Origin of the sequence: Marinobacter denitrificans, assembly GCF_008795955.1 — a bacterium.
Classification (GTDB): domain Bacteria; phylum Pseudomonadota; class Gammaproteobacteria; order Pseudomonadales; family Oleiphilaceae; genus Marinobacter; species Marinobacter denitrificans.
Window position 1 is genome coordinate 790,788 of record NZ_VMHN01000002.1, and the last position, 26,627, is coordinate 817,414.

Below are 26,627 nucleotides of genomic sequence, written 5' to 3' on the forward strand. Positions count from 1 at the left end.
CGGGTTTGTGTAATACTTGGCACAGGCGCCTGACCCCACTGGCGCCTTAAGGAGACTGTTATGCTGATGAGCGCCGACCAATCAACACTGGTATTGGTAGATTTGCAGAAGAAGCTGATGCCCGCAATCAATTACGGCAACCTGGTACTGGCTGAAAGCGTCAGGCTGGCACGGATCGCGAAGCTTCTCAATGTGCCGGTGATTGCCACGGAACAGATTCCGGAAAAACTGGGACATAACGATGACGACATTGCCGGCCTAGCTGACCGGACCGTAACCAAGATTCACTTTGACGCCTGTGGCGGCGGCCTGGTGGATGCCATTCCCAACGATCGTAATCAGGTGATTATTGGTGGCTGCGAGACTCATGTCTGCATGTTGCAGACGGCCCTGTCGTTGCTCGCCGCCGGCTTCGGCGTCTGGGTTGTTGAAAACGCAACCGGGTCCCGCCATGACAATGACCGCGATGCCGCACTCGAGCGCCTGCAACAGGCCGGCGCCACCATCGTGACGGTTGAAATGGTAGCCTTTGAGTGGATGCAACACTGCGAGCACCCACGTTTCCGGGACGTTCAGAAACTGATCAAGTAACCGCACATAACCGGAGTTTCTCATGCTCAACATGGATTTCAGCCAGAAAGTCGTCATCCATACCGCGGACCAGGAGTGGAGCCCCAGCCCGGCAGGCGGCGTGCTCCGCAAGCCTCTCGCGCGGGAGGAAGCCGAACGCGGTCACGCTACCAGCATTGTCCGCTACGAGCCCGGTGCCAGTTTCAAACGCCACGAGCACCCCCTGGGTGAGGAGATTATGGTTCTTGATGGCGTTTTCTCTGATGAAACCGGTGATTACGGTAAAGGCACCTACCTGCGAAACCCGCCCGGCACTGGCCATGCACCGTTCAGCAAGGAGGGATGCACCCTGTTTGTAAAACTCCATCAGTTCGATGAGCGCGATACCGCTACTGTCCGTATCAACACGAACACGGCGGAATGGTTGCCGGGCATTGGTGGCCTGGAGGTCATGCCGCTGCATGAATTCGAACACGAGCATGTGGCGCTGGTTAAGTGGCCTTCGAAGGAGAAGTTCCAACCCCACCGACACTTCGGAGGCGAAGAAATACTGGTGTTGTCGGGCGAGTTCTGTGACGAAAACGGGCGCTACCCGGCCGGCACCTGGCTGCGAAGCCCCCATATGAGTCAGCATCACCCCTTTGTAGACGAGGAAACGGTCATCTGGGTAAAAACCGGCCACCTCCCGGTCTGAACCTCACCGGTCTACCGGTTCCGGCTCTGGTCGACGACGATAAGTTCTTCCAGATCGAAGCCTTTCTCTGTCGCCACTTTTCTGAACTCCGCCAGGGCTTCCTCCTCCACAGTGGGTGTTTTTGACAGGAACCAGAGGTAGTCCCGGTCGTATCCGGTGATATAGGCAAACCGGTAGTCTTCATCGAGCCTGAACACCACGTACGACGCATAGAAGGGGCCAAAGAAAGACACTTTCAGGTGGCCGTTGGCTTCATCGTCTACGAACACCGCACGGCCTTCTGCCTCCTCCCACTTGCCATTCTCCTCCGAATAGCCCCGGTTGATCACGCGGATACTGCCATCATCCTGAAGCGAGTAGTCCGCGGTGACGTTGGACAAGCCTTCTTCAAAGGAATGGTCCAGACGGGCGATTTCATACCAGGTGCCCTTATAACGATCAACGTCCAGATTGCTTACCGGATCAATTCCCTCAGGGAGTCCTGTGCACCCCGCTATCAGCACGAAAACAGACACGATCAAGTTTTTTGCAATAGGCATGATATGAATTCCTGCAAAAGATTTAAGCCAAACCTGGCCACCGGTTCCCGCTAACGTAAAAATTTACGTTTACGTAAAGTAGAGCTATCTATCTGTTACCGCTAAAGTTTTCAAGTTCGCCAAAAAAATGAGTGATTTCCTGCCATTGACGATGATGTAAAAGCTATCTAGTCTTTTTCCGTCGGGCCCCAAAAGGGCCCTGCCAATGAAATCATGCCAGCCGGCCAACCCGCCGGGGCACAACAATAAAACGACCACGAAAGCCGTGATCCGGCCTGGTGGAAGAGGATTTCAGTATGTCACCGGTAAATCAGTCCCTGATGATGGGCCCTTGCGCCCGTATTCTGCAACTCCCCTCAATACCCTTTCTTACGCGTTCCACCGTCATATCGCCCTCGCCTCGATCGAGTTTTCGGTCTATCCCCCGTTACCGATAACAGGTTCGGCTGCGCCGCAATCAGCGTACGCATGCCCAACCAGGGTGATCACTGTCCAACGCGTAAAAAGGAACCAGAACAATGACTGTATTTACACACCCGGAGTTCGACAACCACGAACACCTGACCTTCTGCTGTGACCCTGAAACAGGGCTGCGCGCCATCATCGCCGTCCACAATACATCCCGGGGCCCGGCCCTGGGCGGGTGCCGAATGTTTCCCTATGCCAGCGACGAGGAAGCCCTTCGGGATGTGCTCCGGCTGTCGCGGGGCATGACTTACAAGTCCGCTCTCGCCAACCTGAATCTCGGAGGCGGGAAGTCCGTCATCATAGGCGACCCTCGTGCGCATAAAACCGAAGCCTTGCTGGAATCCATGGGTCGCTTCCTTGAGCAGCTGGGCGGGCTCTATATCGCTGCCGAAGACTCGGGTACCAGTGTTGCTGACCTGAGAGTCATGGGTCGCCACACGGCCAATGTAGCCGGCATAGCGGAACGGCCCGGGTTCGACGGCAAACCAAGCAATGGCGACCCGTCACCCGCTACAGCCTGGGGTACATTTGTGGGCCTTCAGGCTGCAGTGAAGCACAAACTTGGCCGCAGCGACCTCGAAGGTCTGAAAGTGGCTATCCAGGGCATTGGCAACGTTGGTTACCGGTTGGCGCAACATCTCACCGAAGCCGGCGCAAAACTGTGGGTCTATGACATCCATCAGGACCAGATGGACCGGGCAGTGGCAGAACTTGGCGCGACCCCGGTCACGGCTGATGAAATCCTCTATCTGCCGGTGGATGTGGTAGCCCCCTGTGCCATGGGTGCGGTGCTGAACGATCAAACCATTGCAATGCTCCAGGCCCCAATCGTTGCCGGTGCGGCGAATAACCAGCTTGCCAACCCGATTCACGACCAGGTGCTGTGGAAACATGGTGTGCTCTACGCACCGGATTTCGTGATCAACGCCGGCGGCATCATTGACGTGTACTACGAGCGCACGGGCCCGGACCCCGACGCTGTCCGCAAGCACGTAGACACCATCGCCCATACCCTGCAGGAGATTTTTGAGCGGTCGGACCGCGATGGCCTGCCCACCGGGCAGATCGCCGACCAACTAGCTGAGGAAAGATTCAGGCATATATCCCGTTGATAGCAGCGGTCTCGCTGCTATTGCTGAGTTCCCCGAAAACAACAACAGTAAACAGGAGAATACAATGAGCAATGCTTCTTCATCCGCCGCCGCAGGTGGTGTCATGGACAATGCGGCGGCCGCACGTGGGCTATGGTCCTCCCGTCTCGCGTTTATACTCGCCGCGACCGGCTCCGCGGTTGGCCTTGGCAATATCTGGAAGTTTCCCTACATAACCGGCGAAAACGGGGGCGGCGCCTTTGTCCTGGTCTACCTGCTGTGCATCGCCGCGGTCGGCGTGCCGATCATGATGGCCGAGGTTCTGATCGGTCGGCGTGGGGGCCACAGCCCGATCAACAGCATGCGGGCCATCACCAGTCACGAGGGCCTGAAACCGGCTTGGCGCTGGGTCGCCGCGATCGGTGTGCTGGCCGGCTTTCTGATTCTGTCGTTTTATTCGGTGATAGGTGGCTGGGCCATTTCCTATGTGGGCACCGCGGCCACCGGCCAACTCGCGGGCCAGAGTGCCGAGTCCATTGGTGCTATCTTCACCGGGCTGTTGGGTGATCCCTGGAAGTTGCTGATGTGGCATACCCTGTTCATGGCACTGGTCATGGTGGTGGTTGCCCGTGGTGTTCGCTCCGGCCTTGAACGCGCTGTGAGTATATTGATGCCCGCCCTTTTCGTGCTTCTGCTTATCGTTGTGGGTTATGCCATGACGACCGGGCATTTTGGGCAGGCGGTGAGTTTCCTGTTCCAGCCGGACTTCTCCAAGCTCACTACTTCAGGCGTGCTGGTGGCCCTCGGCCATGCGTTCTTCACGCTCAGTCTGGGCATGGGCATCATGATGGCTTACGGCTCGTATCTGCCGAAGAACATTTCCATCGCCAAAACATCTGTCGCCGTCTCTGTAATGGATACCCTGGTGGCACTGCTCGCCGGGCTGGCCATTTTCCCGATTGTCTTTGCAAACGGCCTTGAACCGGGAGCGGGCCCGGGGCTGATCTTCCAGACCCTGCCGCTGGCGTTTGGTCAGATGCCCATGGGTAGCCTGTTTGGCACACTGTTTTTTGTATTGCTGATTTTTGCCGCCTGGACGTCCGGCATTTCGCTGCTGGAGCCCCTTGTGGAATGGCTGGAAGAACAGAAAGGCATGAACCGCACCCTCAGTACCCTGGGTGCTGGCATCGCGTGCTGGTTGCTGGGTATCGCTTCCATTCTGTCGCTGAACCTGTGGTCCGATGTGGCGCCGCTGGGCATGTTCGCGATGTTCGAAGGTAAAACTATCTTTGATCTGCTGGACTTCCTCACCGCCAACATTCTGCTTCCGCTTGGAGGACTCCTGGTAGCGGTATTTGTCGGCTGGTTCCTGTCCCGCAAGGTCCTGGAAGAGGAACTGTCGATGTCACCGGCGGTATTCACTGCCTGGTATCGCGTGCTGCGGTATTTCACACCGATCGCCGTGGCTATCGTGTTCATCTACAACCTGGCTTAAGTGCAAACGGCCACCGGCGCTCTGTCTGGGCGCTGGTGGCCGCCTATCCTGCCCTCCACTCTGCCCTGCCTCGCTGTCCTTCGACTCTCTCCTGCTACTCCACCAGTTCCTTCGCTGCCGGGCGGCCCATAAGCCAGACCGCCATCAATACACCATGGAGGATGAGGAACGGCACCGCAATCAGCAACAGTCCGGTCCACTGAAACGCCGCCAGTACTGCGCCGGCACTCATTGCAGCCGTTGCCTGTGATCCGAACACTATCAAGTCATTCAGCCCCTGAACCCGGAAGCGTTCTTCATCCCGATACCCTTGCGGCAGCAACGTTGTACCCCCCACAAACAGGAAATTCCAGCCAATACCCAGCAGTACCAGGGCAGACAGGTAATGATGGAAAGTAATACCGCTGAAGGCCAGCAACACACATCCAAGATACGCCAGTAATCCCAGCCCCATCATTCGGGGAATGCCCACCACCCGGATCAGCCAGCCGCTGACCAGCGACGGCAGATACATGGCCATGATATGCATCTGGATAACCCATTTGGCGTCTTCGAGAGGATGATCGGCCACTTCCGTCATGCTCAGAGGGGTTGCGGTCATGATAAAGCTCATGATCGCGTAACCGATGGCAGCAGCACTGATTGCGGCCCAGATCACCGGCTGCCTCAGGATGGTGGCCATTGCGCGGCCGCCGCCCGCGGCAACTTCTCGCACCTGTTCGCCACTGGCGCGATACCCGACCACCAGCACCATCATGGCAAACAACTGCACCGCAGCCAGGGCGAGCCATCCTCCCATGAAGGGAAATTGCGCCTGGGCACCACCGCCGGCCAAAGCAATTTCCGGCCCCAGCCATGCGGCCCCCAATCCCCCCAGTAACACTCTGGCGGCCGCTGTCCCGGCCATGTCGGGAGACACCGACTCCATAGCCGCAAAACGATACTGGTGCACCACCGCCAGCCCTGTTCCACCAACCATGGCGGCCGCGCACAACAATGGAAAACTCGCCGTCCAGGCGGCCAGTGCCCCCAGGCTACCGGCAAAGGTTCCGGCCAGCGTCCCCATCAACATCACAGGCTTGCGCCCGATGCGCTCCATAAGCCAGGTAGCAGGTTTGATCGCCAGCACCGTGCCCACAACCACAAGCCCGACAGGCAGAGTGGCCAGTTCGGGCGACGGGGCCAGTAAACGGCCGTGGATGCTTCCGATAAAAACAATGAAAGGCGCTGTGCACATGGCAAGCGCCTGGGCGGCAACCAGTATCCATACATTGAGGGGCATAGGACGGACCTATTTCTTCCTGTAAATGATCCCCGGGTGGCACTGCACCATTTCGTATAGATGAGGCAACCCGTTCAGCGATTCCGACGCTCCCAGTATCAGGTAGCCGCCAGGATTGAGGGTGGCATGGATACGGGTGAGGATGTCCTTTTTCAGCTCCGCCGAAAAGTAGATCAGCACATTCCGGCACATCACAATATCGAACTTGCCCAGCATGTAGCGTTCAAGCAGATTCAGTTCACGGAACTCGACCATACTCTTGATCTGCGGCCTGATCTGCCAGCTGCCGTTCATTGCAGGTGTAAAAAACTGTTTCTGGCGCTCGGGCGAGAGGCCACGGCCAATGGCAATCATCTCGTACTCGCCTCGGCGCGCCACTTCCAGCACACTTTTGGAGATGTCCGTGGCTGTGATCTTCACGTCCCGGAGCTTGCCCGGCCGCTGTCGCCGGAATTCTTCAATGATCATGCCCACAGAATAGGGTTCCTGGCCGGTGGAACAGGCCGCAGACCAGATACGCAGGGACTGGGTGCCCGTCCGGTCACCGAATTCAGGCAGCAGTTTATCCTGGAGGATCCGAAACGGGTGGTTGTCACGGAACCACAGGGTTTCGTTGGTGGTCATTGCATCAATAACCACCTCTTTCAGGCTGCTGCGACCGGAACGCTTCACCCGCTCCAGAAGGTCGCCCAGGGTATGGAGCTTGTTCTCTTCCATGATTCTGCGGAGGCGACTTTTGACCAGGTACTGCTTGTTCTCCCCTAGCAAAATGCCACACGCATCCTGCAGGAACGTTTTGAAGGCCTCGTATTCCTGTGGCGTTATTTCAGCTTTCATCGGATCTCAATATTGGGTGAGTCGGAAGCGACAGCAACTTCACTGCTCTCGGTCGATTATTTCCATGACCCTTTCAGCCAACTCATCCGGGCTGAACTTGGCCATGAAATCGTCCGCACCTACTTTCTGCACCATAGCCTTGTTGAATACGCCACTGAGAGAGGTATGCAGCATGATATAGACATCCCTGATCGCAGGCTCATTCTTGCATCTGGTAACCAGAGTGTACCCATCCATTTCCGGCATTTCGACATCGGAGATAATCAATGACAGGTGATCAACCGCACGGGAACCGTCCGCTGTGATTTCCTTCAGGTAGTCGTACGCCTGCTTGCCATCATTTTTGGTAACCACTTCCATGCCAATGGCCGTTAGGCAGCGTTCAATCTGGCGCCTGGCAACGGACGAATCATCGACTACCAGTACCGGCAGGTGGCCCGGCGCCCGCTCTGCGCTCCTGGTGCGTATCTCCTCGCCCACATCCTGTTCCAGCGGTGAAACCTCGGAAAGAATTTTCTCCACATCGATGATCTCGACAATTCTCTCATCAATACGGGTTACCGCCGTAAGGTAACCGTCCTTCCCGGCCCCTTTGGGTGGCGGCAGTATGTCCTCCCAGTTCATGTTCACGATGCGATCGACACCCCCAACCAGGAACCCCTGGGTCTTGCGGTTGTACTCGGTAATAATCACAAAGCAGTTTGCCAACTCTTCCCGGGGAATGGCCGGGAGCCGTATCGACATCGCAAGATCAATGATCGGAATCGTCTCGCCCCGGATGTGCGCTACCCCACACACCATGGGCCGGCTGTTCGGCAGGGAAGACAGCTTTGGGCACTGAAGCACTTCCTTGACCTTGAACACATTGATGCCATACATCTGCTGGCCACGAAGCCGGAATAGCAGAAGCTCCAGGCGGTTTTGTCCCACCAGCTGCGTACGCTGATTAACGCTGTCCAACACCCCTGCCATGTTTCTTCTCCTGCTCGGACCAACCTGCCACTGGCGCGCACATTTACTGTAAGGCACGCATATTGCTTTAACACTGTCAGGCGCCAGCCGACACTGAAAATGTGCCGGTTTATTGACTCTTTGAATGGGCTTAACGGCCGGATCTGGAAATCATTAGGAATTTCCCGAATTACGGGGCCTTGCCCGACTATTCACAGCATAGGACAAACTGCGGCGTATGCGCATCACCATTTTCGTTACCGCACTGCTAATGTCTACCATGACAGGCACTGCCATGGGGGCTGACACGACCGCGGACCAGATAACAATGGCTGCGGAGAGGTTCCTCGGTGCGTTTGCCAAAGAACAGGCAGGTGAGGGTTTTGACGTTGAATATGACAGCGGCAGCCTCGACGCCCGCCTGTCCCTGGCCACCTGCGACAACTCGATAGAGGTGTCTTTCAGTGGTGACCCCTGGAAGACCACCCAGCCCTCACTACTGGTTTCCTGCGAAGGTTCGCGGCCCTGGCGTATGTTCCTGCCGGTCTCAGTTAGCATTACCGGTGATGCCATAGTTGCGGCCCGCCCTCTCGGCAGGGGGGAACGCCTGACACAGAGCGCGCTACGCACCGACACAGTCGTGGTGAACGCCATCAGGAGAGGTGCCATCACCAGCGAGGATCAACTGGTCGGGATGGAAATGCGGCGCGGAGTCAACACCGGAACCGTATTCACCCCGGATCTGCTGCTGGCCCCGGCGGCAATCGAACGGGGAGATCATGTTATTATCAGCGCACGCAGCGGAAACTTTTCGGTAAACTCCCGTGGAAAAGCTCTGGCCAGTGGCGCAATCGGCGAACAGGTTCTGGTGGAGAATTTGTCGTCATCCCGCACAGTCCGCGCCCGTGTCACAGCACCGGGCCGCGTGGAGATTCCCATGTAGTGCCGTTGCCACGGCATTTTCTGGCCACGGCCGGCAGGTTTTTGCCGCCGACAAATCAGATGACAGACTTGTAATCTCTACCGTGTAAAAATTTGCTAAAGAAATGTAAAGGCATGCCGATAGACAGGTATGAAACTCGTGGAGCCGCCCAATGCGGCCGATCAGCTAAGCAGGTAACGTTATGTCAGTTGACTTTAATGGAATAGGCCCAGGCCAGGTCAACACCCAGAAAACCACGGCCGACAAGTCCTCCGGTGCCCAGACTCCGCAGCCTTCTGCAGGAGAGCAGGCGAAAACTCAGGCGCAGAGTGCCCGGGGAGAGAATGTTAATCTTAGCAGCCAGGCAAAAGACCTGAAGCAGCTTGAGCAGAAACTCGGCAATTTCCCGGAAATGGACGATGATCGCATCGAACAGATCCGGTCTGCGCTGGAAAATGGCTCTTACAAGATTGATGCGGAGAAACTGGCCCAGAAAATGCTTGAGATGGATGAAAGCATTTTCGGGTGAGTAAATCATGGCCGCAATTGATGAACTGAAAACACTTCTTGCCGAGGATATCCGTCAGCTGGAAACACTGGCGGGCGTTCTCAACCAGGAAAAAGCCTGCCTGTCTGGCTCGGACATCCGCCAGCTTGAATCACTGACCGGTGAAAAGAACCGATTGCTGGAACAGATCCGTGAAAGCGCGAAACGGAAAATCCGCCTGTTGGTTGCCATGGGGTTTCGCCCGGAAAGCGGTGAACCTTCGCGGTTCATTCGTAGCGCCGGGCTACCGGACCTGCTCAAACTCTGGGAAGACGCTGACAGGCGCCTGCGAAGCTGCCAGGAAATGAACCACACCAATGGCCGGGTTATCAGCCACCTCCAGAAACGCCTTTCCCGCCTGACGGACATTTTCCGTGGTGTTGCAGGGCATCAGAAGCTTTACGGAGCACAGGGAGAACAGAAAGCGGTTTCCCATAGCACCATTCTTGCCAGCGCCTGACTCTGAACGCTGATGTACACCCGCCGCCTCAGCGGGTGTACACCGTCATCTGCGAATCGGGGTGAAAACGGATGTTGTCGATTGCAATGTTACCCATGGATGGCCCCTGCGTGCCGCTGACCCGGATATTGTCCATGCGAATCTGTTCTATCCGCTCTGGAAATGCCATCTGCAGGCCGCCGTTCGCCAGTAGCTTATAGCGCGGTTCGTTATCGCGATAGTGCACACCGGTGATGGTCAGATCTGAATCCAGAAAATTCAGTATCGGCACAAAAATATTGGCCGTCAGTTTCAGCCCTTCAATCACATCGGGCTCGACCTCTCCGGCACCGCCCTCACTGTTACCCACCCCGGCCATTGCTGACACGCTGGCAACCCGGTCCAGCAATGCCTGATCCCCCTGCCCCGAAACACCCGCCAGAGCTGCATCAGTCATCGGCACGAATCCGGACTGCTCATACAACTGACCGGCGTCAGCAGATGCCCGGGAGTCACCTGTAGTATTACCTGCGGCAAAGCTTACCAGCGGCTGGAATGGCAGAACGGCCATGGTGACCAGCGCAGCCGCGTTGCGGTATCGGGACTGGTGCTTCAGAACACGGTGGAGCTCCCGCTCGCTAATCCAGCCTGACTGGACAAACACCTCACCCAATCGCTGGCCGGTTTCATGCTGCAGACGCAGACCTTCTTCCAGCTGACGCTCGGAAAGGTAGCCTCGGTTGATCAGCAACCGGCCAAGGCGGGATTTTTCTTCGAAACCCTGACGGATTTTCACGGTATGCCTCCCTGTATTCACTGTGACTGCCGTACTACCCGGCCCGGCCTGGACACATCAGCGCCGCTGACGTGGTAAAAGGTTACTTGATACTCATAAACTCCCTATGGATTCTGGCCGACCTGACCCCGGATATCTGTTAATATCCGCCCTCAGGCAGCAGTCATCAGAGTATGGCAGCAAACTACTCCGGAGCTAACAACGAGAGCCATTATAGAATGCCAAATCCCGTTAAACCGTTTCGTTATGTGATGCAGATCCTTCTCTGTGTAACCCTGTCGTTGGGCATCTTCTCATCACTCTCGGCCCAGGAGCGCCAGAACGAATTACCGCAGGTGATTATTGAGACCAGTGAGGGCGTGATTGAAATAACATTGCGCCCGGACATTGCGCCGCAAACCGTGGATAATTTCCTCACCTACGTCGAGAACGGATTCTACGAGGGAACGATCTTCCACCGGGTTATTCCGGGCTTCATGATCCAGGGTGGCGGCTTTGACGAAAACCTCAGCCGCAAGGAGACCCGCGATCCGGTGCGCAACGAGGCCAAACCAACGGCCAAAAACCTGCGGGGCACCATTGCCATGGCCCGTACCAGTTCCCCCGATTCCGCTACCTCCCAGTTCTTCATCAACCTGACCGATAACAGCTTTCTTGATGCTGGTGTTCGCGGGCCGGGCTATACCGTATTCGGCAAAGTCAGTGGTGGCATGGGGGTGGTAGACGCTATCGCGGGCAAGCCCACCGGCCGGTCTCGCGGCATGGCCGATGTACCGAAGGAGCCCATCGTCATCCGAAGTGTATCCCAGAGAAAGGGCGACAACGCCAAAGAGTAGCAGCCGAATAATCAGACGGTGCCAAGACAGTGACAACGGAGACCAGCCCCCCAGCTATTGAAACCGCTACCATCGAGTGGCGGGACGGTGTCCCCTGCTCCACTCGTTTTGACGATGTCTATTTCAGTCGCGATGACGGGCTGGAGGAAGCCCGCCATGTCTTCATTCGCCACAACCGGCTGGGCCAGAGGTTTTCCGCGACTCCGGCTGACAGCGCGTTCGTCATTGCCGAAACAGGGTTTGGCACCGGCCTGAATTTTCTCGCTGCCTGGCAAACCTGGGAAGCGTCCAACCCTGGTGCCAATGCATGCCTTCATTTTGTGTCCGCCGAGCGTTACCCACTGGATCGCACCGATCTTGCCCGGGCCCTGTCCTCGTGGCCGGAGCTCGAAGAGTATTCAGCCCAGCTGCTTGAACATTATCCGCCCCCCGTTCATGGCGCGCATCGCCTGGTTCTGGCCGGGGGACGGGTCCGGCTTACGCTGTATTTCGGAGACGTACTGGATGCATGGCGCGAACTGGACTTCCAGGCGGATGCCTGGTTCCTGGATGGCTTTGCCCCGGCCAAGAACCCCGGCATGTGGAGCGATGCCGCGATCACGGCATTGAGAAACCATAGCCGACCTGGCACTACCATGGCCACCTTTACCGCTGTTGGCGAAGTCCGCAGATTGCTCGCGAACACCGGATTTGCCATGCGTAAAACCCCCGGGTTCGGTCATAAACTCGAGATGCTGAGCGGAGAGCTTCCTCTGGCACCGGAGGCGGACGGAACTGACAACAACACGGCGTCCCGCTCCATTGCCATTATCGGCGCTGGCGTTGCCGGCAGCCTGTTAGCTCGCAACTTGGCGGATCGTGGGTTGGAAGTAACGCTGATCGACAAGGCGGCAGATGCTGGCACTGCCGCATCCGGCAACTATCAGGGCGCCCTGTATGTGAAACTCGGCGTGGAGTTCAATGACCAGGCGAAGCTTGGTCTCAGCTCACTGCTTTTCAGTCAGCGCTATTACGCTCAATCTGGCGGCGACTACTGGCACCCAACCGGCCTGATCCAACTGGCCTATAGTGATGTGGAAGCGGATCGACAGGCGCGGTTCGCCGCCCGTAATGATTATCCGCCGTCCGTTCTCCGCGCCGTAGACGCCACAGAAGCCTCCCGGCTAGCCGGCATCCCGCTTCAAAGGGGTGGCTTCTGGTTCCCCCGCAGTGGCTGGCTGGAGCCCGGCTTGCTTTGCCGCTCACTGGTGAACCACCCGCGGATACATCGCTGCTTCGGCTTCGATGTTCACCGGCTGACCCCCTGTAATGGCAAGTGGCACATCGCCGGCAATGGCGAGCAGGATGTGATTGCAGACCGGGTGGTCATCTGTGGCGGCCACCTCAGCCCGAACCTGATACCGCTGCGCAACAAATTCCGCTTCCGGACCATTCGCGGCCAGGTTTCCCATATACCGGCATCCTCACTTAACAACCCGTCCGTTGTTCTTTGCGGGCCGGGTTATATCAATCCGGCGCACAAGGGAATCGCGCTGACAGGCGCAAGTTTCGATCTTCACGATCACTCACCGGCGCTTTCTGCTGAAAGCCACCGTGAGAACCTCTCAATGCTGACCTCCATGGTCCCCACTGCGCTCAAAGGTGCGGTAGAGAAGATCGACCCAGCCCTGCTTGAGGGCAAAGTGGGGTTTCGATGTACAACCCATGATTACCAGCCAGTTGCTGGCCCTCTGACGGATCAGGCAGGCCGCATTCTTGAGGGCATCGATCTGTTTACCGGGTTGGGCAGCAAGGGGCTGACCTATGCCCCCTTGCTGGCAGAGTACCTGGCCGACCGCATCACCAACCAGCCACGATGCCTGCCGGCCTCCCTTGCCAGACGCGTGGCAACCCAGCGCTGCCACCAGCCGGAAGTAGTGCAATCGGAAACTATTGGCGCCTGAAGGAATCCAATATCCGGCCGATAACCTGACAAGGCCCTGTTATTACCGGAGCAAACCACTATGTCCATTCATGTCAGTGAACCCGGCCGCCCGGTCGGTACACGCCTTCCCGAGGTGTTTCGGGGCCGCCGTGTGGGTGACGTCACAGAACTGACAGAACCCCATAAAATCGACGTCAGCCACAGCGATACCACCGATGCCGAGTTTCAACTGGCCGCCAGGTCCGGTCGTCACCGGGCGCTTGAGGAATATGGGGCTACTGCGGCCGGGGAACCCAAGGAGCGGCGAGCCTATCTGCCGGTTTCCCAGATTTGCACGCCGGCGCTGTTTGCCTTGCCAGCCAATGCCTCGGTAGCCGAGGCGCTGGATACCATGGAAGAGAACGGTATACACCACATTGTGATTACCGCCGAGGACAATGTCGCGGGGCTTGTGGACCTGAGATGGTTACTTTCCTGGTTGCACCAGGCCGGCGCCAACTCCCTGGAGTCCGGTTTTGTGAATATCGAGTTACCGGCATTTTTGACGGCCTCGCCGGAAACCGATGCGCATCAGTTGGCAAGGCTGATGCTGGTCCACCAGCTCAATGCCGCACTGGTTATCGACGAAAATGGCCATCCCAGCGGGATAGTAACCAGCACGGATTACCTCCGGCTTTATGCCAGCGCCAGCAGCCATGAAGGCAGCGTATAGCCCTGCAACCCTGTGTCAGTGCAGCGAGCGCCCCTCTCCGGTATACAGTCGTACTTCCCAGCGGTCTGACGTGGCACCGGAGACCTTGACCAGCGCAACAATTTCATCGTTCCGGTAGTTTGCAAGACGGACTATTTCCGCGTCTTCCGCCCCGACGGAGAACTGCTTTCGCCACTCACGGCTGGCCTCCGTTTCATCGTCGCTCTCATCGCTGTCATTGCTTTCTTCATTGAGCGAGATCCTTGCAAGGATTGGCTGACCCAGGTTGTTGTCCTCACTGGCAGAGAAGTTGCCGTTAGTGCTTCCGCCGACCAGAATGTCGCCATCGTAGGTAACTACCGCGTTTAGCGTTTCCCTCGAAGCGTCATCCAGATCGTTGAAAGTAAAGCCACGGGTAACATCCCCGACCACCGTGTAGGACAGTAGAAATCCTGCCTGACTGTTAAGCTGGTCGCGTTCAAGTGAACGGTCACCATCTTCCGAGTCCACCCGGTAGTCACCGTCACTGTTGCCCAGCAGCCACACGTTATTGGTGCCGTAGATTCCGTCGGAAAGTGTTTCGTTGCCTGTAGTGCCACGCTGATTCACCGTGATAGTGCTGTCTGCGCTGCTGGCAATATAAAATAAAACATCCTTGCCGCCATTAGTCGGTTCGCCCCTGACTTGTCCCGCTGTGCTTCCTATCAGCAGCGGACTACTCGTTTCCCCACTACCGCCAACCACGGACTCAAGGCCAGACGAGCCCACCTGCCTGGTCCAGGCCAGTTCCGGCGTCAATGAGTCGCCATCCTTCTTCGTATCAATACGCTGAAGGAAGCTATCCACCCCTCCCGCGGAGGTCTCGCCAGGCCACTGGCCGCTGGTTTCGCCGGCATTGACCACAAAGCCGCTGTCCGGGTCGATCCCTGTCCAGCGCGGAACATCATCACCAGCGGTTCCGTTAACGGTTTGCCAAACCTGCACATAACTGTCCGGATCCTGTGCCGTATCGAAGAAATACAGGAGGGTGTGAACATCGATACCATTACCGCCGGGATCACCTTCAGCTGTCTGGTCACTGCCGAACGATACCGCGAACTCATAGCGAGTGACATCCTCGCCCCCTTCTTCCACCTCGCGTTCCGCGAAGCCAATCACCGGCGGGGCTTCCACCGAGACCGAGGCAAGGGACAGCTGTTGTTCCGTCATATCACCCTTCTGGCTGTAGATCCGGATCCAGGGCCGGTTACTGTCGTCGGCACGGTAACCGGTCACGAAAAGCCGACCGTTGTGTCCGAGTGCCGTGTCGGTGGGAACAAAACCACTCTCCGTACCAACAGCAACCGGCGAGGTGAGCTCATTGATATTGACCCGCAACGGGTCTGCGTCAGCAGCCGCCGCAAAGTTTTCCCGCCCTGCCTGGTAGCGCTCATTGAGGCCAAGCAGTATGAATCGGTCATTCTCGAGCTGGCCATTGGTGTAGGAGCCCGGGACCCTGATACGGAAGCCGACTTCTTCGATGCCCTCTCTGAACTTCAGAATGTCTCCGTCATCCCACTCGCCCTCAGTGTTACGAACCTGAACAAAGAAGTCTTCCCCCTGCACTGCTTCCGAGTCATCGTCCTCGCCCAGTTTTACACTGTAGGTACCAACGCGTTCGCCACTGAGCAGCGCGCGATATTCACGAATCGTCCCGACGTTAATAGCATCGCGGGTACCACGGGCCACGGTTTCAATACGCACAGACGGCTCATTGTCTTTGATGCGTAGCAGCTCTCTGACGCCGGAGTTGGAACTCCCCAGCCCGGCCAGTCCGGAACGCACTTCAGTCAGCCTGATGTTGAGGGTTTCAAGGGGCTCGGCTTCCCTGTCTTCAATCACTTCCAGCCGTATGTAGCACTCGGTGATGCCCGGTTCGAGGGTAATCACGCCCCTGGAGAGAAACCCTTCCTCCCCGGGCTGGTACTCAAGGTACGAAGGCACAGGCAGTGATGCTTCACTTCCACTACCAAGGCCGACAATATCCTTGCCGATAATGGCTTCGTTATCATTCGCCGCCCCATTCTCGCAGCGTTGGTGAGGCGCCTCGAAGCCGTCGTCGCAACGCTGGGGGTTGAAGCTGCTATCCAGCTCGAAAGCCACCGCCACGCGAGTAACCGAGGGTTGATCCAGCAGAACACGCACCAGTACCGGATAGGTATCCCTGGTTCGCGTTTCCGTTCCGGTTACCGAGCCATCGTCGCCGTAGGTATCCGCCTCATAGGTATGGCGGCCGATCTCATCCAGTTCCGGCGCTTCGCAGCGGTTATCCCTTTCCTCGGGAACTTCCGTTGCCTCACCTTCGGTAAAATCTTCCATCGCCAGGCTGAGCACATTTTCCTGAACTTCTAATTCAAACGACTGTGACCCCGAGGCACTGCCGTCGTTGGCAACAAGATTGATATTCTCGGTAGTTCCAAGGTCGTCCCGGCCACGACTTCCACCCGTCAGCCCCGGCACCCCCCGCATGATCACCCCTTGCCGGGCCTTGTTGCTGGTATCTTCCAGGGCAAGCCAGGAGGGCGCATTGGTCAGGGAATAGTCGAGGATGTCGTCGCTGTCGAAGGCGCCAAAATTGTAGGCATACTCCACACCCAGGTACGCGTCTACTGGCGGTACACCAAGAATGACCGGGTCGTCCGCATCCTGTTCGGTTTTACAACCGGCGATGGCAACAAGAAACAGTGACAGCAGGCCCAGGCAGACAGCCCGGAGGGAAAAGCGGGGTAACGAATCGGCGCGCATGGAAAAGTCCGTTTCAGAGCATTGTTTTTATGGGTGCTTTACACACCGTTACAGAACAATCTCATGGTAATCAATTTCCCGGAGGCGGGATCTGCGCGAGTTCTCAGATTCGGATCACGGTGTGATCATAGCGGGCGCCGCGGTTTCAGCTCTGGACGCCATGGTTTGAAAGAAAGTCGGTAAACGCCTGCTCATCCATGATTGGCACCTCCAGACTTTCAGCCTTGGTGAGTTTTGAGCCCGCCGCCTCACCGGCGACGACGCAGGCTGTTTTCTTTGAAACACTCCCGGCCACTTTCGCACCGAGGGCTTCCAGCCTGGCCTTTGCCTCATCACGGGTCATGCCGGACAGGCTGCCTGTAAGCACCCAGGTTTCCCCTTTCAGCGGCTTGTCCGCAGCGGTTATCTCCTCGCTCTGCCACTCTACGCCGGCGTCTCTGAGCGCCTGGATGGTTTCCTGATTGTGGGGTTGATCGAAGAAACTGCGAATGTGGCCGGCAACGATCGGCCCCACATCAGGAACAGACTGCAAGGCATCCTCATCAGCTTCACTGATGGCCTCAAGTGTTCCAAAGTGGCTGGCCAGCGCTTTGGCGGTGGCTTCGCCGACCTCCCGGATACCGAGCGCATAAACAAACTTCCACAACACCGGATGCCGGGATCGATCGATCGCACTGATCAGGTTGCCCGCCGATTTCTCCCCCATCCGGTCAAGGCCGGTCAGGTCGGATTTCTTCAGGCGATAGAGGTCAGCAACGGTGCTCACCAGTTCCCGGTCCACCAGAATGTCGATCCACTTGTCACCCAGGCCCTCAATATCCAGAGCCTTGCGGGACGCGTAATGGCGAATAGCCTCCTTGCGCTGGGCCGGGCAGAACAGGCCGCCGGAACAGCGGGCCACGGCTTCGCCCTCAATTTGTACGATATCGGACTGACATACCGGGCAGTTTTCCGGCAGCTCAACAACCCGGGCGTTTTTCGGCCGACGCTCGGTAACCACCTTGACCACCTGCGGAATGACGTCGCCGGCCCGGCGAACGAAAACGGTATCGCCAATGCGTGCATCCAGACGACGAATTTCATCCATATTGTGGAGAGTGGCGTTACTGACCGTGACGCCGCCGACAAACACCGGCTTGAGACGGGCCACCGGCGTTATGGCACCGGTGCGCCCCACCTGAAACTCAACATCCTCAATGACAGTGAGTTCTTCCTGGGCGGGGAACTTTTGGGCGATGGCCCAGCGCGGCGCCCGGGACACAAAACCCAACTTCTCTTGCAGCGCAAGGCTGTTAACCTTGAAGACGATACCGTCAATCTCGTAGGGGAGGCTTGCCCGCTTGTCCATAAGATCGTTATAGGCCTCCAGGCAGGCCTCCACGCCCGTGGCCTTGCGCATTTCCGGGTTTATCCGGAAGCCCCAGCTTTTTACCAGTTGCAACCCTTCCCAGTGTGTTGCCGGCAGACGGCTCTCATCCTCCAGCGCCACACTGTAGGCACACATCTCAAGCGGGCGCCGTGCAGTAACGGAGGGCTTCTTCTGACGCAGGCTGCCTGCTGCGGCATTACGAGGATTCACAAAGGTTTTTTCACCCCGGTCCGCCAGGCGTTTATTGAGGGTTTCAAACCCCTCAAGGGGCATATAGACCTCTCCCCGCACCTCCACAAGCTCAGGAACCGAATCGCCCCGGAGCCTCAGTGGCACCGAAGGGATAGTCCGGATATTTGCGGTAATGTCTTCACCGGTGTAACCATCGCCCCGTGTGGCGGCGCGGGTAAGAATACCGTCCTCGTAGTGCAGACTGACTGCAAGCCCATCAAGCTTGGGCTCACAGACGTACTCGACGTCCTCGGCGGTTTTCAGGCGGTCTTTTACCCGACGGTCGAAATCCTGCAGTTCCTCTTCGCTGAACGCATTATCCAGGGACAGCATCGGAATCCGGTGTGCCACTTCTTCAAAAGTGGTTTCCCCCTGTGCCCCTACCCGGCGTGTCGGGGAATCCGGAGTCACGAGATCGGGGTGCTGGGCTTCCAGATCCTGGAGTTCGCGGAACAGGCGATCGTATTCTGCATCTGGCACCCGGGGATCATCCAGCACGTAATACTGATAATTGTGCTCAGTGATGATGTCCCGGAGTTCTTCTGCCCGGCTGATCACGTCGGGGGTGGCTTTGGTCATTTTCGAGGGGATCGTTGCTTACGTTCAAATTCACGGATGCGCTGGCGGCAGTGTTCGATGGTTTGGGGTGTCATCACGCTGCGCCGTTCATCTTTCAGTTCGCCCCCCAGATTGCGCACCACACACTGCGCTGTCTCCAGCATGAACTCAAAAGCCTGCATGCAATTGGTCGGCCCGGGCATGCTCATGAAAAAGCTGATGCCGGGCGTGGAAAGCTCTGGCATATCTTCCGGTTTGAAGGTGCCCGGCTCCACGGCACTGGCAACGCTGAACTGGACGGGACTGGTGGTATCGGACTGTTCGTGACGGTGATAGATGTCCATGTCGCCATGTTCAAGGCCACAGGCTTCAAAGAGCGCTTTCAGGCGAGGGCCGGTAAAGTTCTGATCTGTCTTTGCCAACACATTGATAACCACCACTTCACGGGCTTCGGGGCGGTTTGCACCAGCCAGTGGTTGTCCGGAAGCGCGAGCAGCCTGCTCCCGGCGAGCGGTATCCTCCTCCACCTCAGTGGTCACCGTGGGAGGTACGGAGTCGTCGTGGGCGTCTTTGCTTGCTGGCCGGGGCTCTTCGGCTTTCCGGCTTTCTACGACCCGGGCCTGTCCCACAATTTCGTCATCGGGCGCAGGCATTTCTGATTCATCGTCAACTGCCCCCCAACCAGTATCGGAGTGAAACCCGCTGTGGTCGTCTTCACTGGCGGCAAATTCTTCCGGTGCTTCGTACGGCGCTGTGTCATCCGGCATTTCTTCCCGGGTGCTGGTAACAACCGGTCGGGTAGGCTTCTGCGGCGGCTTTGCAAAACGGCTTTTTTCGGGCTTCACATAACCGCGTTCTTCCAGGGTATCGCGGGAAATGGTGCGGGCCCCTCCGTTGGGAAGCTCGGGGTTGTAGTCTTTTTCAAGCGGGGAATCGTCAAGGTCATCCGCCCCCATACCAGAGGAAATCGCGATCGATTCCTTGCGGGCGCGCCTCATACGCCGCAAACCATCAATAACAATACCCAGAATAACCAGGATACCGATGGCAATTAACCATTCCCTAAGAGACATAATGGTGCTGTCCTGTTTGCAGATCAGATATCGTTGCTACTCTAAGAAAAGCCTGTAATGAATACAACGTAAACACAGGCCAGATGGCATTTTTGTCATCTTTGCACGAACATTGAGCGGCGGGGACGATGTCAGGCCTCCGCCAGCGCGGTTGCTTCGTCCACGTCAACCGATACCAGCCGTGAACAACCCTGCTCATGCATGGTAACACCCATCAACTGGTCGGCCATTTCCATGGCGATCTTGTTATGGGTAATGTATATGAACTGGACCTGTTTCGACATTTCCTTCACCAGGTTGGCATATCGGCCCACGTTAGCATCGTCCAGAGGCGCATCCACCTCATCCAGCATACAGAAAGGGGCCGGATTGAGCTGAAAAATCGAGAACACCAGCGCAATGGCGGTCAGTGCTTTTTCCCCGCCTGACAACAAGTGAATGGTACTGTTTTTCTTGCCCGGTGGGCGGGCCATGATGGCCACACCCGTTTCCAGAAGATCTTCACCGGTCAACTCCAGGTAAGCATTACCGCCGCCGAATACTTTCGGGAACAGCGCCTGCAAGCCGCCATTCACCTGATCAAAGGTTTCCTTGAAGCGCTGGCGTGTTTCCCGGTCAATCTTGCGGATTGCGGTGTCGAGGGTCTCCAGAGCCTCCATCAGGTCTTCATGCTGGCTATCCAGGTAGGTCTTGCGCTCACTCTGTACCTGGTACTCCTCGATGGCGGCCAGGTTAATGGCCCCCAGGCGCTGAATCCGCGAGCCAAGTTTTTCGAGTTCCTCCGCCCATACCTTTTCGCTGGCATCCTCAGGCAGTGTCGACAGGACTTCCTGCAGACGGACATCCAGCTCCTCCAGTTGTTCAAGATGGTTCCCGGCACGAATTTCCAGGGCCTGGGATTCCATTTTCAGCTTTTCCAGGCTGGCCCTGACGTCCTGAATCGTATGCTCTATACGGCTGCGGCCCTGCTCTTTTTCGCGCACTTCCTGATCGATTTCTTCCAGGGCGTCCCGGGCCGCTCCCAGCTTTTCTTCCTCGGCAAGCCGGCGGTCCAACAAACCTTCCAGCTGCATCTGCAGATCCTCGATGGGCTCCTCCGCGCTTTCGCGGCTTTCACGAAGGATATCCAGGCGCTCGTCAATTCGCTCTTTCTGCAGTTGCATGCGGTCGATGGTCTGGCGAAGGCCCTCCCGCTGACTGTTCAGGGACTGCAGCTGGAGCTGGAGCTGATGGGCGTGGTCACGGTCATGCCGGGCCTCCTGGCGCAGCCGGTCCAGGTTTTCACGCAGCAGGTCCCGACGCTCGAGCAGCCGCTCCTTCTCTTCATCGCTGTCTTCCGTGGAGGCAAGGGCCTGCTGCCACTCTTCCCGGGTTTCCTGCAGCTGCTCCTGCTGCTCTTCGAGATTCATGGCAACATCTGCCTGGTCATCACCGATGCGCTGCAACCGGGCGTCAATCTGTTCCGCTCGCGCTTTCAGGCCGCTGATCTTCGACGACAGTGTTGCCAGTTCCCGGTCAGCATCCGCCAGCCGCGCCTGGGCTTCATCTCTGGCGGCTTCCGCTCGCTCGGATCGTTCGAGCAGGCGATCCAGGGTATCCGTAGCGGTTTCCAGGGAGGCTTCAGCCTGCTCCAGTTCTTGTGCCAGTTTGGTGACCTTTTTCTGGCGCTCGATCACGCCGACCTGGGCAGCATCGGAATCCGGCATCAGTATCCAGTCAGCCGAAAGCCAGGCCCCCTCACGTGTGATAACGCTTTTACCCTGCGCCAGCGTACCTTGACGGCCCAGGGCTTCTTCCATGGACTCTGCCGTGTCCACCAGCGCAAGCAGGGAGGCCATACCACCGGCACCCGTTACCTTCCCGGCCAGTCCATCAGAATCAACGGCTCCGCCAGGGTCACTGCTGACCAGTGCCAATCCGCGTGGGGCGGCCGCCATCTCCGACTGCACCGACCCCAGGCCCGGAACACTGAGGCCCTGGGTGAACCGGCCAATTACCTGCTCTACCGCAAATTCCCAGCCATCCTCAATCTGCAACTGCTTTGCCAGGCGCGGGCTGTTGCTCAGGCCGCGGTCATTCAACCACGCCTGCAGTGTATCGTCCTGGCCACCCATCTGTTCATCAAGCAGTCCCTGCTGGGATTCAAGTGAGGCTCTAAGGCTCTGAACCTGCTGGCGGGCATCCGTCGCCGCCTGTTCGGCATCCCGTTGTTGGTGGCGCGCTTCCTGAAGTTCGTCCTGGACACTGTTGATTCGCTCTGACGCGTCTTCCCTCTGAAGTTCCAGGGTTTCCTGCTGCTCCAGCATGTCGTCCAGTTCTGCGCGGTCAAGTTGGCCATCGAGCAGTTCCTGCTCGTCTTTGAGGCGTTGCTGGCGGGTACGGAGTTGTTCAATGGCGTTCTCAAGGGAACGAATACGGGACTGGGCCAGTTCCGCTTGTCTGCGGGCATCCGCGGAACGGGCGCTGAAGTCCTCCCAGGTGTGCTGCCACTCGCTCATGGCATCTTCCGCACCCTGAAGTTTTTCGCCGGATTCCTCGGATTTCAGCGCCAGTGCTTCCTGTTCCGGCTCCAACATGTCCAGCTCTTCCTGGATACCGGACAGCTTGACCTGGTCCTGCTCCAGCTCCCGGGCCAGTTCGCGCTGGTTCGCCATGGCCTGGTCCAGCTCCGCGGCAGTCTGACGACTGCGTTCACGCTGGTGTTCGAGGCTCTGTTCGATGCGGGCTATATCGGCGCCAGCTTCATAATAGCGGGCCTGTGCCCTGTTGAAATGCTCGTTCCGCTCCTGATGGTTTCCCCGCAGGGACTCCAGTGAGGTTTCCAGGCTGACACGCTCCGACAGCTGCTTTTCCAGCTCCAGTTCAGTATCGCGGATACGGGAGCGCCAGGTTTGCAGGTCCGTGTCCAGGGTCTGCCAGCGCAGTACCGTCAGTTCGGCTTTTTTCTGCCGTTCTTCCTGCTTGTAAGCCTTGTACTTTTCCGCCGCCTGGGCCTGTCGCTCAAGATGCTGCAACTGACGGCCCAGTTCTTCCCGCAGGTCCGTCAGGCGCTCGAGGTTCTCCTGGGTGCGACGTATGCGACTTTCAGTTTCCTTGCGCCGTTCCTTGTACTTGGAGATCCCGGCTGCCTCTTCGATGTACACCCGCAGCTCTTCCGGCTTGGCTTCAATCAGCCTGGAAATCATGCCCTGCTCAATAATCGCGTAACTACGAGGGCCCAGGCCGGTACCCAGAAACAGATCCGTGATGTCGCGGCGCCGGCACTTTGAACCGTTGAGGAAGTATTCCGACTGGCCCTCACGGGAAACACGGCGGCGGACGGAGATTTCGTTGAAACGAACGAATTCGCCGGGTGCCGAACCATCGCTGTTGTCGAATACCAGTTCAATGGACGCCTGGCCAACAGGCTTGCGGGCACTGGAGCCGTTGAAAATAACGTCCGACATTGACTCGCCGCGGAGGTACTTGGCAGAGCTTTCCCCCATAACCCAGCGCACGGCATCAATAATGTTGGATTTGCCACAGCCGTTGGGGCCCACAACTGCTGTCATGTTTGACGGAAATGGCACCGTGGTCGGATCGACGAAAGACTTGAAACCGGACAGTTTGATGGATTTCAGGCGCATATCAGGCGCTCACCTCTTCCCTGAGAATGCTCAAAACCTGTTGGCGTTGATGTTCACCAAACTCGCAGATGGCCTGTTCGAGGCCGGGGGAGTCCCCACGGACAGCAGCGTCCGCAAGCTGACGGAAAAAGCGCCCGGTCTGTTCCAGTTCATCCCGGAAGTTTTCCAGGGCGACGAAATAGGTGCGGCTGATGGCGGGCCGGAAGTTTTCCAGCGTCTCTTCCAGGAATGGGTTTTCCACCAGGCCGTACGCGTAACGCATCACCCCGAACCCCGCATCAATCACCTGCTCAGCAGCGTCGCCGCCCGAGGAGTTGAGTGCATCAATGACCGCCTGCAGCTCACGGACCTGCCCCATGACACCGGACAACTGCTCACCGGACCAGCGCTCGAGTACCTTGCGGCCCAACATGCATAACAGATCGATATAGATATCATAGAGACTGTTCACCAGTTCCGGTGTCAGTCGGGAGACAACGGCGCCCCGGCGCGGAAAGATCTCGACCAGATGACGACGCTGGAGGATCAGCAGGGATTCCCGCACGGAACCACGGCTGACATTGAGCTCCCCGGCCACCTTGAGTTCCTGGATGCGTTCGCCAGGCTTGAGATCACCGGTAACAATGCGCTGCCCGATATGCTGGGCTATCTGCTCGGAAAGACTTTCGGGGGCCTGAAACCTCATAAAGTTCGTCGCTCACTCACTACTGGCAGCAAAGAATAAGCGCAGAAGTTTACCACAGGCGCAGGCAAGCCCAATGCCCTTGTCCGACATTTTAACGATCCGGTCGCACCGGCAAGTCACTGCCGGTTTATTGACGCACCGTTCAGGTTTATCGCTCCCCGACCTATAAACGACTTGATAGGTAACTTGTAGATCATTGTATTTAATGCTTATTACTATTATGGCCACAAATTTGCTTAATGTTGCAAAAAACATCTTTAACAGGCCGCGCAGAGTGAAACATATCCCAACGATCAACAAGTCCGGACCTCAACCCCAGAAGTTGGCAGCGCTCAAACAGGCCCATCGGGAATGGAGTGAATCCCCGGACGTTCTCACCCGCCTGACCCGCAGGCTTTCAACAACGTTGAATCTGGAAATCCAGCTTGCCATCCTGGCGGAAGAAATCAGTTCTGTCGTGGCTGTTGACTGCATGAACTATCGTCATCAGATAGCAGCACGGGAATTTGTGTATGCAACCGGCATGGGCGGGCCTCACCGTTGTGATTATCGGCTGAACCTGGAGGGCAGTTTTTACGGCACCCTGTCGTTCAGCCGGCGCCAGAAGTTCGCGGAGCAGGAAATGGAAGGTATTGAGCTGATGCTGGCAGCGGCCATCTGCCCGATCCGGAATGCCTGCCAGTTCATCGCCATCGAACAGGCAGCGCTGACAGACTCCCTCACCGGGGTACCCAACAAGCGGGCAATGGACGAAGCGCTGGCACGTGCGTGCTCGCTTGGCGATCGCCATGGCGATGATTATTCACTGATTCTGTGCGACCTGGACCATTTCAAAGAGGTTAACGATCAACACGGTCATGTGGTTGGGGATCACATCCTGAAGCTTGCAGCCGTGGAGCTGGAAAAGGCCGTACGGAACTCAGACAGTGTCTACCGCTTCGGGGGCGAAGAGTTTGCCATTCTCCTGCCCCACACGGATGAAAGCCATGCCCGGGCCGTGGCAGACCGGATTCGTGAGTATATTGGAACAATTTCGGTGAACTGCGGAGACACCGACGTATCGGTGACCACCAGTTGCGGAGTCGCCCAGCGCCTTCCTGATGAAAGCGCCGATCACTGGCTGGCCCGCGCTGATGAGGCCCTGTACCGGGCGAAAGACCAAGGGCGTAACTGCACCAGGGTTTTCGCCGCTATCGGAAACTGATTATCGCTTCGGCGACTTTCGCGCCGGTTTGCGTGGCGGCTTCTGCTCGGCGCCCGAGCCGTCAACCTGCCATCGGGGGTTGCCGGATTTGCGGGGCGCTGAGCTCGGCTGTTTCCGGCGCTGGCGATCATGAACCTTCTGCTCGGAGGGCGTTTTCGCCGGAATCTCCACAGGTTTCAGGTCCACGGATTTGCTGAGCGAATCTACGGCTTTCTGATCCAGCTCTTCCCACTTGCCGACGGTGAGTCGGCTAGGCAGGAAAATCGGCCCGTAACGCACCCGCTTGAGGCGGCTGACACGAACCCCCTGGGATTCCCACAGCCGCCGCACCTCCCGGTTACGACCTTCAAGCAGTGTGACATGGAACCACTGATTGATCCCCTTGCCACCGGCTTGTGAGATGTCGGAGAATTTCGCCATACCATCGTCCAGCAACACGCCTTCCGACAGCCGTTTGATCATGGCTTCATCCACCTCCCCAAAGACTCGGACGGCGTATTCACGGTCGATCTGCCGGGACGGGTGCATCAACCGGTTGGCGAGTTCGCCGTCAGTGGTGAAAAGCACCAGGCCTGTGGTATTGATATCCAGCCGGCCAATGGCAATCCAGCGATGATCGCGGAGCCGGGGAAGGCTGTCGAAAACAGTCGGGCGGCCTTCCGGGTCGCGGCGTGTAGTCACCTCGCCTTCCGGCTTGTTGTATATCAGTACACGCCGGAGCACTTCCGCACCGGCCGCAATATCAAGGCGTTTGCCGTCCAGTTCAATGCGATCACTGACGGAGGCTTTCTGCCCCGGTTCCACTGGATTGCCATTGATAACCAGGCGCCCGGCCTCTATCCAGCCCTCGACCTCCCGACGTGACCCAACGCCAGCTCGCGCCAACAACTTCTGAATACGTTCCGGGCCGGAAACGGTGCTCTCTTCCGGCTTTCTGCTATCCGGCTTTCTGTTATCCGGCTTACGGGGGCGATCTGCCGCCATGAATCTGTCCTTAACAAGTGGCTGATGCCGA

At 57.7% G+C, this 26,627-nt stretch carries 22 protein-coding genes; 11 read left to right on the plus strand and 11 right to left on the minus strand.

Annotated elements, in window-relative coordinates; translation table 11 throughout:
* Nucleotides 1–60 precede the first annotated feature (60 nt).
* Both FO268_RS11505 and FO268_RS11510 read left to right on the plus strand, forming a co-directional pair.
* On the plus strand, nucleotides 61–591 hold the full coding sequence (locus tag FO268_RS11505; protein WP_150993042.1) for an isochorismatase family protein: 531 nt from the start codon (nucleotides 61–63) through the stop codon (nucleotides 589–591).
* Nucleotides 592–613: 22 nt separating this feature from the next.
* Nucleotides 614–1,264 carry a cupin domain-containing protein gene (locus FO268_RS11510; RefSeq protein WP_150993044.1) on the plus strand — a complete coding sequence of 217 codons (651 nt, stop codon included), beginning with the start codon at nucleotides 614–616 and terminating at the stop codon, nucleotides 1,262–1,264.
* Nucleotides 1,265–1,275: 11 nt separating this feature from the next.
* On the opposite strand, the gene FO268_RS11515 is transcribed toward FO268_RS11510, so the two are convergent.
* Entirely contained in the window at nucleotides 1,276–1,803 is a 528-nt protein-coding gene (locus FO268_RS11515; RefSeq protein WP_150993046.1) for a lipocalin family protein, read from the minus strand.
* 518 nt (nucleotides 1,804–2,321) lie between these two features.
* Here FO268_RS11515 and FO268_RS11520 point away from each other — a divergent pair.
* Both FO268_RS11520 and FO268_RS11525 read left to right on the plus strand, forming a co-directional pair.
* Entirely contained in the window at nucleotides 2,322–3,383 is a 1,062-nt protein-coding gene (locus FO268_RS11520; RefSeq protein ID WP_150993048.1) for a Glu/Leu/Phe/Val family dehydrogenase, read from the plus strand.
* Nucleotides 3,384–3,447: 64 nt separating this feature from the next.
* Nucleotides 3,448–4,857, plus strand: coding sequence for a sodium-dependent transporter (locus FO268_RS11525; protein ID WP_150993050.1), 1,410 nt, complete (start codon nucleotides 3,448–3,450; stop codon nucleotides 4,855–4,857).
* A 94-nt stretch (nucleotides 4,858–4,951) separates the two neighbouring features.
* On the opposite strand, the gene FO268_RS11530 is transcribed toward FO268_RS11525, so the two are convergent.
* The 3 genes from FO268_RS11530 to FO268_RS11540 are packed head-to-tail and all read right to left on the minus strand — an operon-like array spanning nucleotide 4,952 to nucleotide 7,948.
* Nucleotides 4,952–6,139 carry an MFS transporter gene (locus tag FO268_RS11530; RefSeq protein ID WP_150993053.1) on the minus strand — a complete coding sequence of 396 codons (1,188 nt, stop codon included), beginning with the start codon at nucleotides 6,137–6,139 and terminating at the stop codon, nucleotides 4,952–4,954.
* Nucleotides 6,140–6,148: 9 nt separating this feature from the next.
* Complete coding sequence (locus FO268_RS11535; protein WP_150993055.1) at nucleotides 6,149–6,976, minus strand: CheR family methyltransferase; 828 nt, start codon at nucleotides 6,974–6,976, stop codon at nucleotides 6,149–6,151.
* 39 nt (nucleotides 6,977–7,015) lie between these two features.
* A complete protein-coding gene (locus tag FO268_RS11540) occupies nucleotides 7,016–7,948 on the minus strand; it encodes a chemotaxis protein CheV (RefSeq protein ID WP_150993057.1) in 933 nt (310 codons plus the stop codon).
* Between the two features lie 217 nt (nucleotides 7,949–8,165).
* On the opposite strand from FO268_RS11540, the gene flgA reads away from it, so the two are divergent.
* The 3 genes from flgA to FO268_RS11555 all read left to right on the plus strand — a co-directional run bounded on the left by flgA (nucleotide 8,166) and on the right by FO268_RS11555 (nucleotide 9,856).
* Nucleotides 8,166–8,870, plus strand: coding sequence for a flagellar basal body P-ring formation chaperone FlgA (gene flgA / locus FO268_RS11545; protein WP_150993059.1), 705 nt, complete (start codon nucleotides 8,166–8,168; stop codon nucleotides 8,868–8,870).
* 181 nt (nucleotides 8,871–9,051) lie between these two features.
* Nucleotides 9,052–9,378, plus strand: coding sequence for a flagellar biosynthesis anti-sigma factor FlgM (gene flgM, locus FO268_RS11550; RefSeq protein WP_150993061.1), 327 nt, complete (start codon nucleotides 9,052–9,054; stop codon nucleotides 9,376–9,378).
* Between the two features lie 7 nt (nucleotides 9,379–9,385).
* Nucleotides 9,386–9,856 (plus strand): flagella synthesis protein FlgN, encoded by a 471-nt coding sequence (locus tag FO268_RS11555; RefSeq protein ID WP_150993063.1) that lies wholly within the window; start codon nucleotides 9,386–9,388, stop codon nucleotides 9,854–9,856.
* Nucleotides 9,857–9,884: 28 nt separating this feature from the next.
* On the opposite strand, the gene FO268_RS11560 is transcribed toward FO268_RS11555, so the two are convergent.
* Nucleotides 9,885–10,631 carry a pilus assembly protein PilB gene (locus tag FO268_RS11560; protein WP_150993065.1) on the minus strand — a complete coding sequence of 249 codons (747 nt, stop codon included), beginning with the start codon at nucleotides 10,629–10,631 and terminating at the stop codon, nucleotides 9,885–9,887.
* A gap of 248 nt (nucleotides 10,632–10,879) precedes the next feature.
* Here FO268_RS11560 and FO268_RS11565 point away from each other — a divergent pair, with 248 nt between their 5' ends.
* Genes FO268_RS11565 through FO268_RS11575 form a run of 3 tightly spaced genes read left to right on the plus strand, consistent with a single transcriptional unit; the run spans nucleotide 10,880 to nucleotide 14,103 of the window.
* Nucleotides 10,880–11,467 (plus strand): peptidylprolyl isomerase, encoded by a 588-nt coding sequence (locus FO268_RS11565; RefSeq protein ID WP_404802921.1) that lies wholly within the window; start codon nucleotides 10,880–10,882, stop codon nucleotides 11,465–11,467.
* Between the two features lie 29 nt (nucleotides 11,468–11,496).
* The gene (mnmC, locus tag FO268_RS11570; protein ID WP_150993068.1) at nucleotides 11,497–13,410 is read left to right on the plus strand and encodes a bifunctional tRNA (5-methylaminomethyl-2-thiouridine)(34)-methyltransferase MnmD/FAD-dependent 5-carboxymethylaminomethyl-2-thiouridine(34) oxidoreductase MnmC; all 1,914 of its coding nucleotides are present in this window, start codon (nucleotides 11,497–11,499) and stop codon (nucleotides 13,408–13,410) included.
* Between the two features lie 60 nt (nucleotides 13,411–13,470).
* Nucleotides 13,471–14,103 carry a CBS domain-containing protein gene (locus FO268_RS11575; RefSeq protein ID WP_150993070.1) on the plus strand — a complete coding sequence of 211 codons (633 nt, stop codon included), beginning with the start codon at nucleotides 13,471–13,473 and terminating at the stop codon, nucleotides 14,101–14,103.
* 15 nt (nucleotides 14,104–14,118) lie between these two features.
* Here FO268_RS11575 and FO268_RS11580 read toward each other — a convergent pair whose 3' ends face one another.
* The 5 genes from FO268_RS11580 to FO268_RS11600 all read right to left on the minus strand — a co-directional run bounded on the left by FO268_RS11580 (nucleotide 14,119) and on the right by FO268_RS11600 (nucleotide 24,408).
* Complete coding sequence (locus FO268_RS11580; protein WP_150993072.1) at nucleotides 14,119–16,866, minus strand: hypothetical protein; 2,748 nt, start codon at nucleotides 16,864–16,866, stop codon at nucleotides 14,119–14,121.
* A gap of 145 nt (nucleotides 16,867–17,011) precedes the next feature.
* Complete coding sequence (ligA, locus tag FO268_RS11585; protein WP_150993074.1) at nucleotides 17,012–19,045, minus strand: NAD-dependent DNA ligase LigA; 2,034 nt, start codon at nucleotides 19,043–19,045, stop codon at nucleotides 17,012–17,014.
* On the minus strand, nucleotides 19,042–20,097 hold the full coding sequence (gene zipA, locus FO268_RS11590; RefSeq protein WP_150993076.1) for a cell division protein ZipA: 1,056 nt from the start codon (nucleotides 20,095–20,097) through the stop codon (nucleotides 19,042–19,044). The genes ligA and zipA overlap by 4 nt, the downstream gene beginning before the upstream one ends.
* A 131-nt stretch (nucleotides 20,098–20,228) precedes the next feature.
* Nucleotides 20,229–23,723, minus strand: coding sequence for a chromosome segregation protein SMC (gene smc, locus FO268_RS11595; RefSeq protein WP_150993078.1), 3,495 nt, complete (start codon nucleotides 23,721–23,723; stop codon nucleotides 20,229–20,231).
* Between the two features lies 1 nt (nucleotide 23,724).
* Nucleotides 23,725–24,408 carry a GntR family transcriptional regulator gene (locus FO268_RS11600; RefSeq protein WP_150993080.1) on the minus strand — a complete coding sequence of 228 codons (684 nt, stop codon included), beginning with the start codon at nucleotides 24,406–24,408 and terminating at the stop codon, nucleotides 23,725–23,727.
* Nucleotides 24,409–24,682: 274 nt separating this feature from the next.
* Here FO268_RS11600 and FO268_RS11605 point away from each other — a divergent pair, with 274 nt between their 5' ends.
* A complete protein-coding gene (locus FO268_RS11605; protein ID WP_150993082.1) occupies nucleotides 24,683–25,612 on the plus strand; it encodes a GGDEF domain-containing protein in 930 nt (309 codons plus the stop codon).
* Here FO268_RS11605 and rluB read toward each other — a convergent pair whose 3' ends face one another.
* Nucleotides 25,613–26,596 (minus strand): 23S rRNA pseudouridine(2605) synthase RluB, encoded by a 984-nt coding sequence (rluB, locus tag FO268_RS11610; RefSeq protein ID WP_150993084.1) that lies wholly within the window; start codon nucleotides 26,594–26,596, stop codon nucleotides 25,613–25,615. It lies immediately after the preceding gene.
* Nucleotides 26,597–26,627: the final 31 nt, after the last annotated feature.

Bases quoted from the DNA above. Each gene is read 5' to 3' on its own strand.
- smc (WP_150993078.1), bottom strand. From the start codon at position 23,723: ATGCGCCTGAAATCCATCAAACTGTCCGGTTTCAAGTCTTTCGTCGAT.
- FO268_RS11580 (WP_150993072.1), bottom strand. From the start codon at position 16,866: ATGCGCGCCGATTCGTTACCCCGCTTTTCCCTCCGGGCTGTCTGCCTG.
- FO268_RS11600 (WP_150993080.1), bottom strand. From the start codon at position 24,408: ATGAGGTTTCAGGCCCCCGAAAGTCTTTCCGAGCAGATAGCCCAGCAT.
- FO268_RS11575 (WP_150993070.1), top strand. From the start codon at position 13,471: ATGTCCATTCATGTCAGTGAACCCGGCCGCCCGGTCGGTACACGCCTT.
- FO268_RS11530 (WP_150993053.1), bottom strand. From the start codon at position 6,139: ATGCCCCTCAATGTATGGATACTGGTTGCCGCCCAGGCGCTTGCCATG.
- FO268_RS11515 (WP_150993046.1), bottom strand. From the start codon at position 1,803: ATGCCTATTGCAAAAAACTTGATCGTGTCTGTTTTCGTGCTGATAGCG.
- FO268_RS11510 (WP_150993044.1), top strand. From the start codon at position 614: ATGCTCAACATGGATTTCAGCCAGAAAGTCGTCATCCATACCGCGGAC.
- ligA (WP_150993074.1), bottom strand. From the start codon at position 19,045: ATGACCAAAGCCACCCCCGACGTGATCAGCCGGGCAGAAGAACTCCGG.
- FO268_RS11520 (WP_150993048.1), top strand. From the start codon at position 2,322: ATGACTGTATTTACACACCCGGAGTTCGACAACCACGAACACCTGACC.
- zipA (WP_150993076.1), bottom strand. From the start codon at position 20,097: ATGTCTCTTAGGGAATGGTTAATTGCCATCGGTATCCTGGTTATTCTG.
- flgM (WP_150993061.1), top strand. From the start codon at position 9,052: ATGTCAGTTGACTTTAATGGAATAGGCCCAGGCCAGGTCAACACCCAG.
- rluB (WP_150993084.1), bottom strand. From the start codon at position 26,596: ATGGCGGCAGATCGCCCCCGTAAGCCGGATAACAGAAAGCCGGATAGC.
- FO268_RS11505 (WP_150993042.1), top strand. From the start codon at position 61: ATGCTGATGAGCGCCGACCAATCAACACTGGTATTGGTAGATTTGCAG.
- flgA (WP_150993059.1), top strand. From the start codon at position 8,166: ATGCGCATCACCATTTTCGTTACCGCACTGCTAATGTCTACCATGACA.
- FO268_RS11555 (WP_150993063.1), top strand. From the start codon at position 9,386: ATGGCCGCAATTGATGAACTGAAAACACTTCTTGCCGAGGATATCCGT.
- FO268_RS11540 (WP_150993057.1), bottom strand. From the start codon at position 7,948: ATGGCAGGGGTGTTGGACAGCGTTAATCAGCGTACGCAGCTGGTGGGA.
- FO268_RS11535 (WP_150993055.1), bottom strand. From the start codon at position 6,976: ATGAAAGCTGAAATAACGCCACAGGAATACGAGGCCTTCAAAACGTTC.
- FO268_RS11525 (WP_150993050.1), top strand. From the start codon at position 3,448: ATGAGCAATGCTTCTTCATCCGCCGCCGCAGGTGGTGTCATGGACAAT.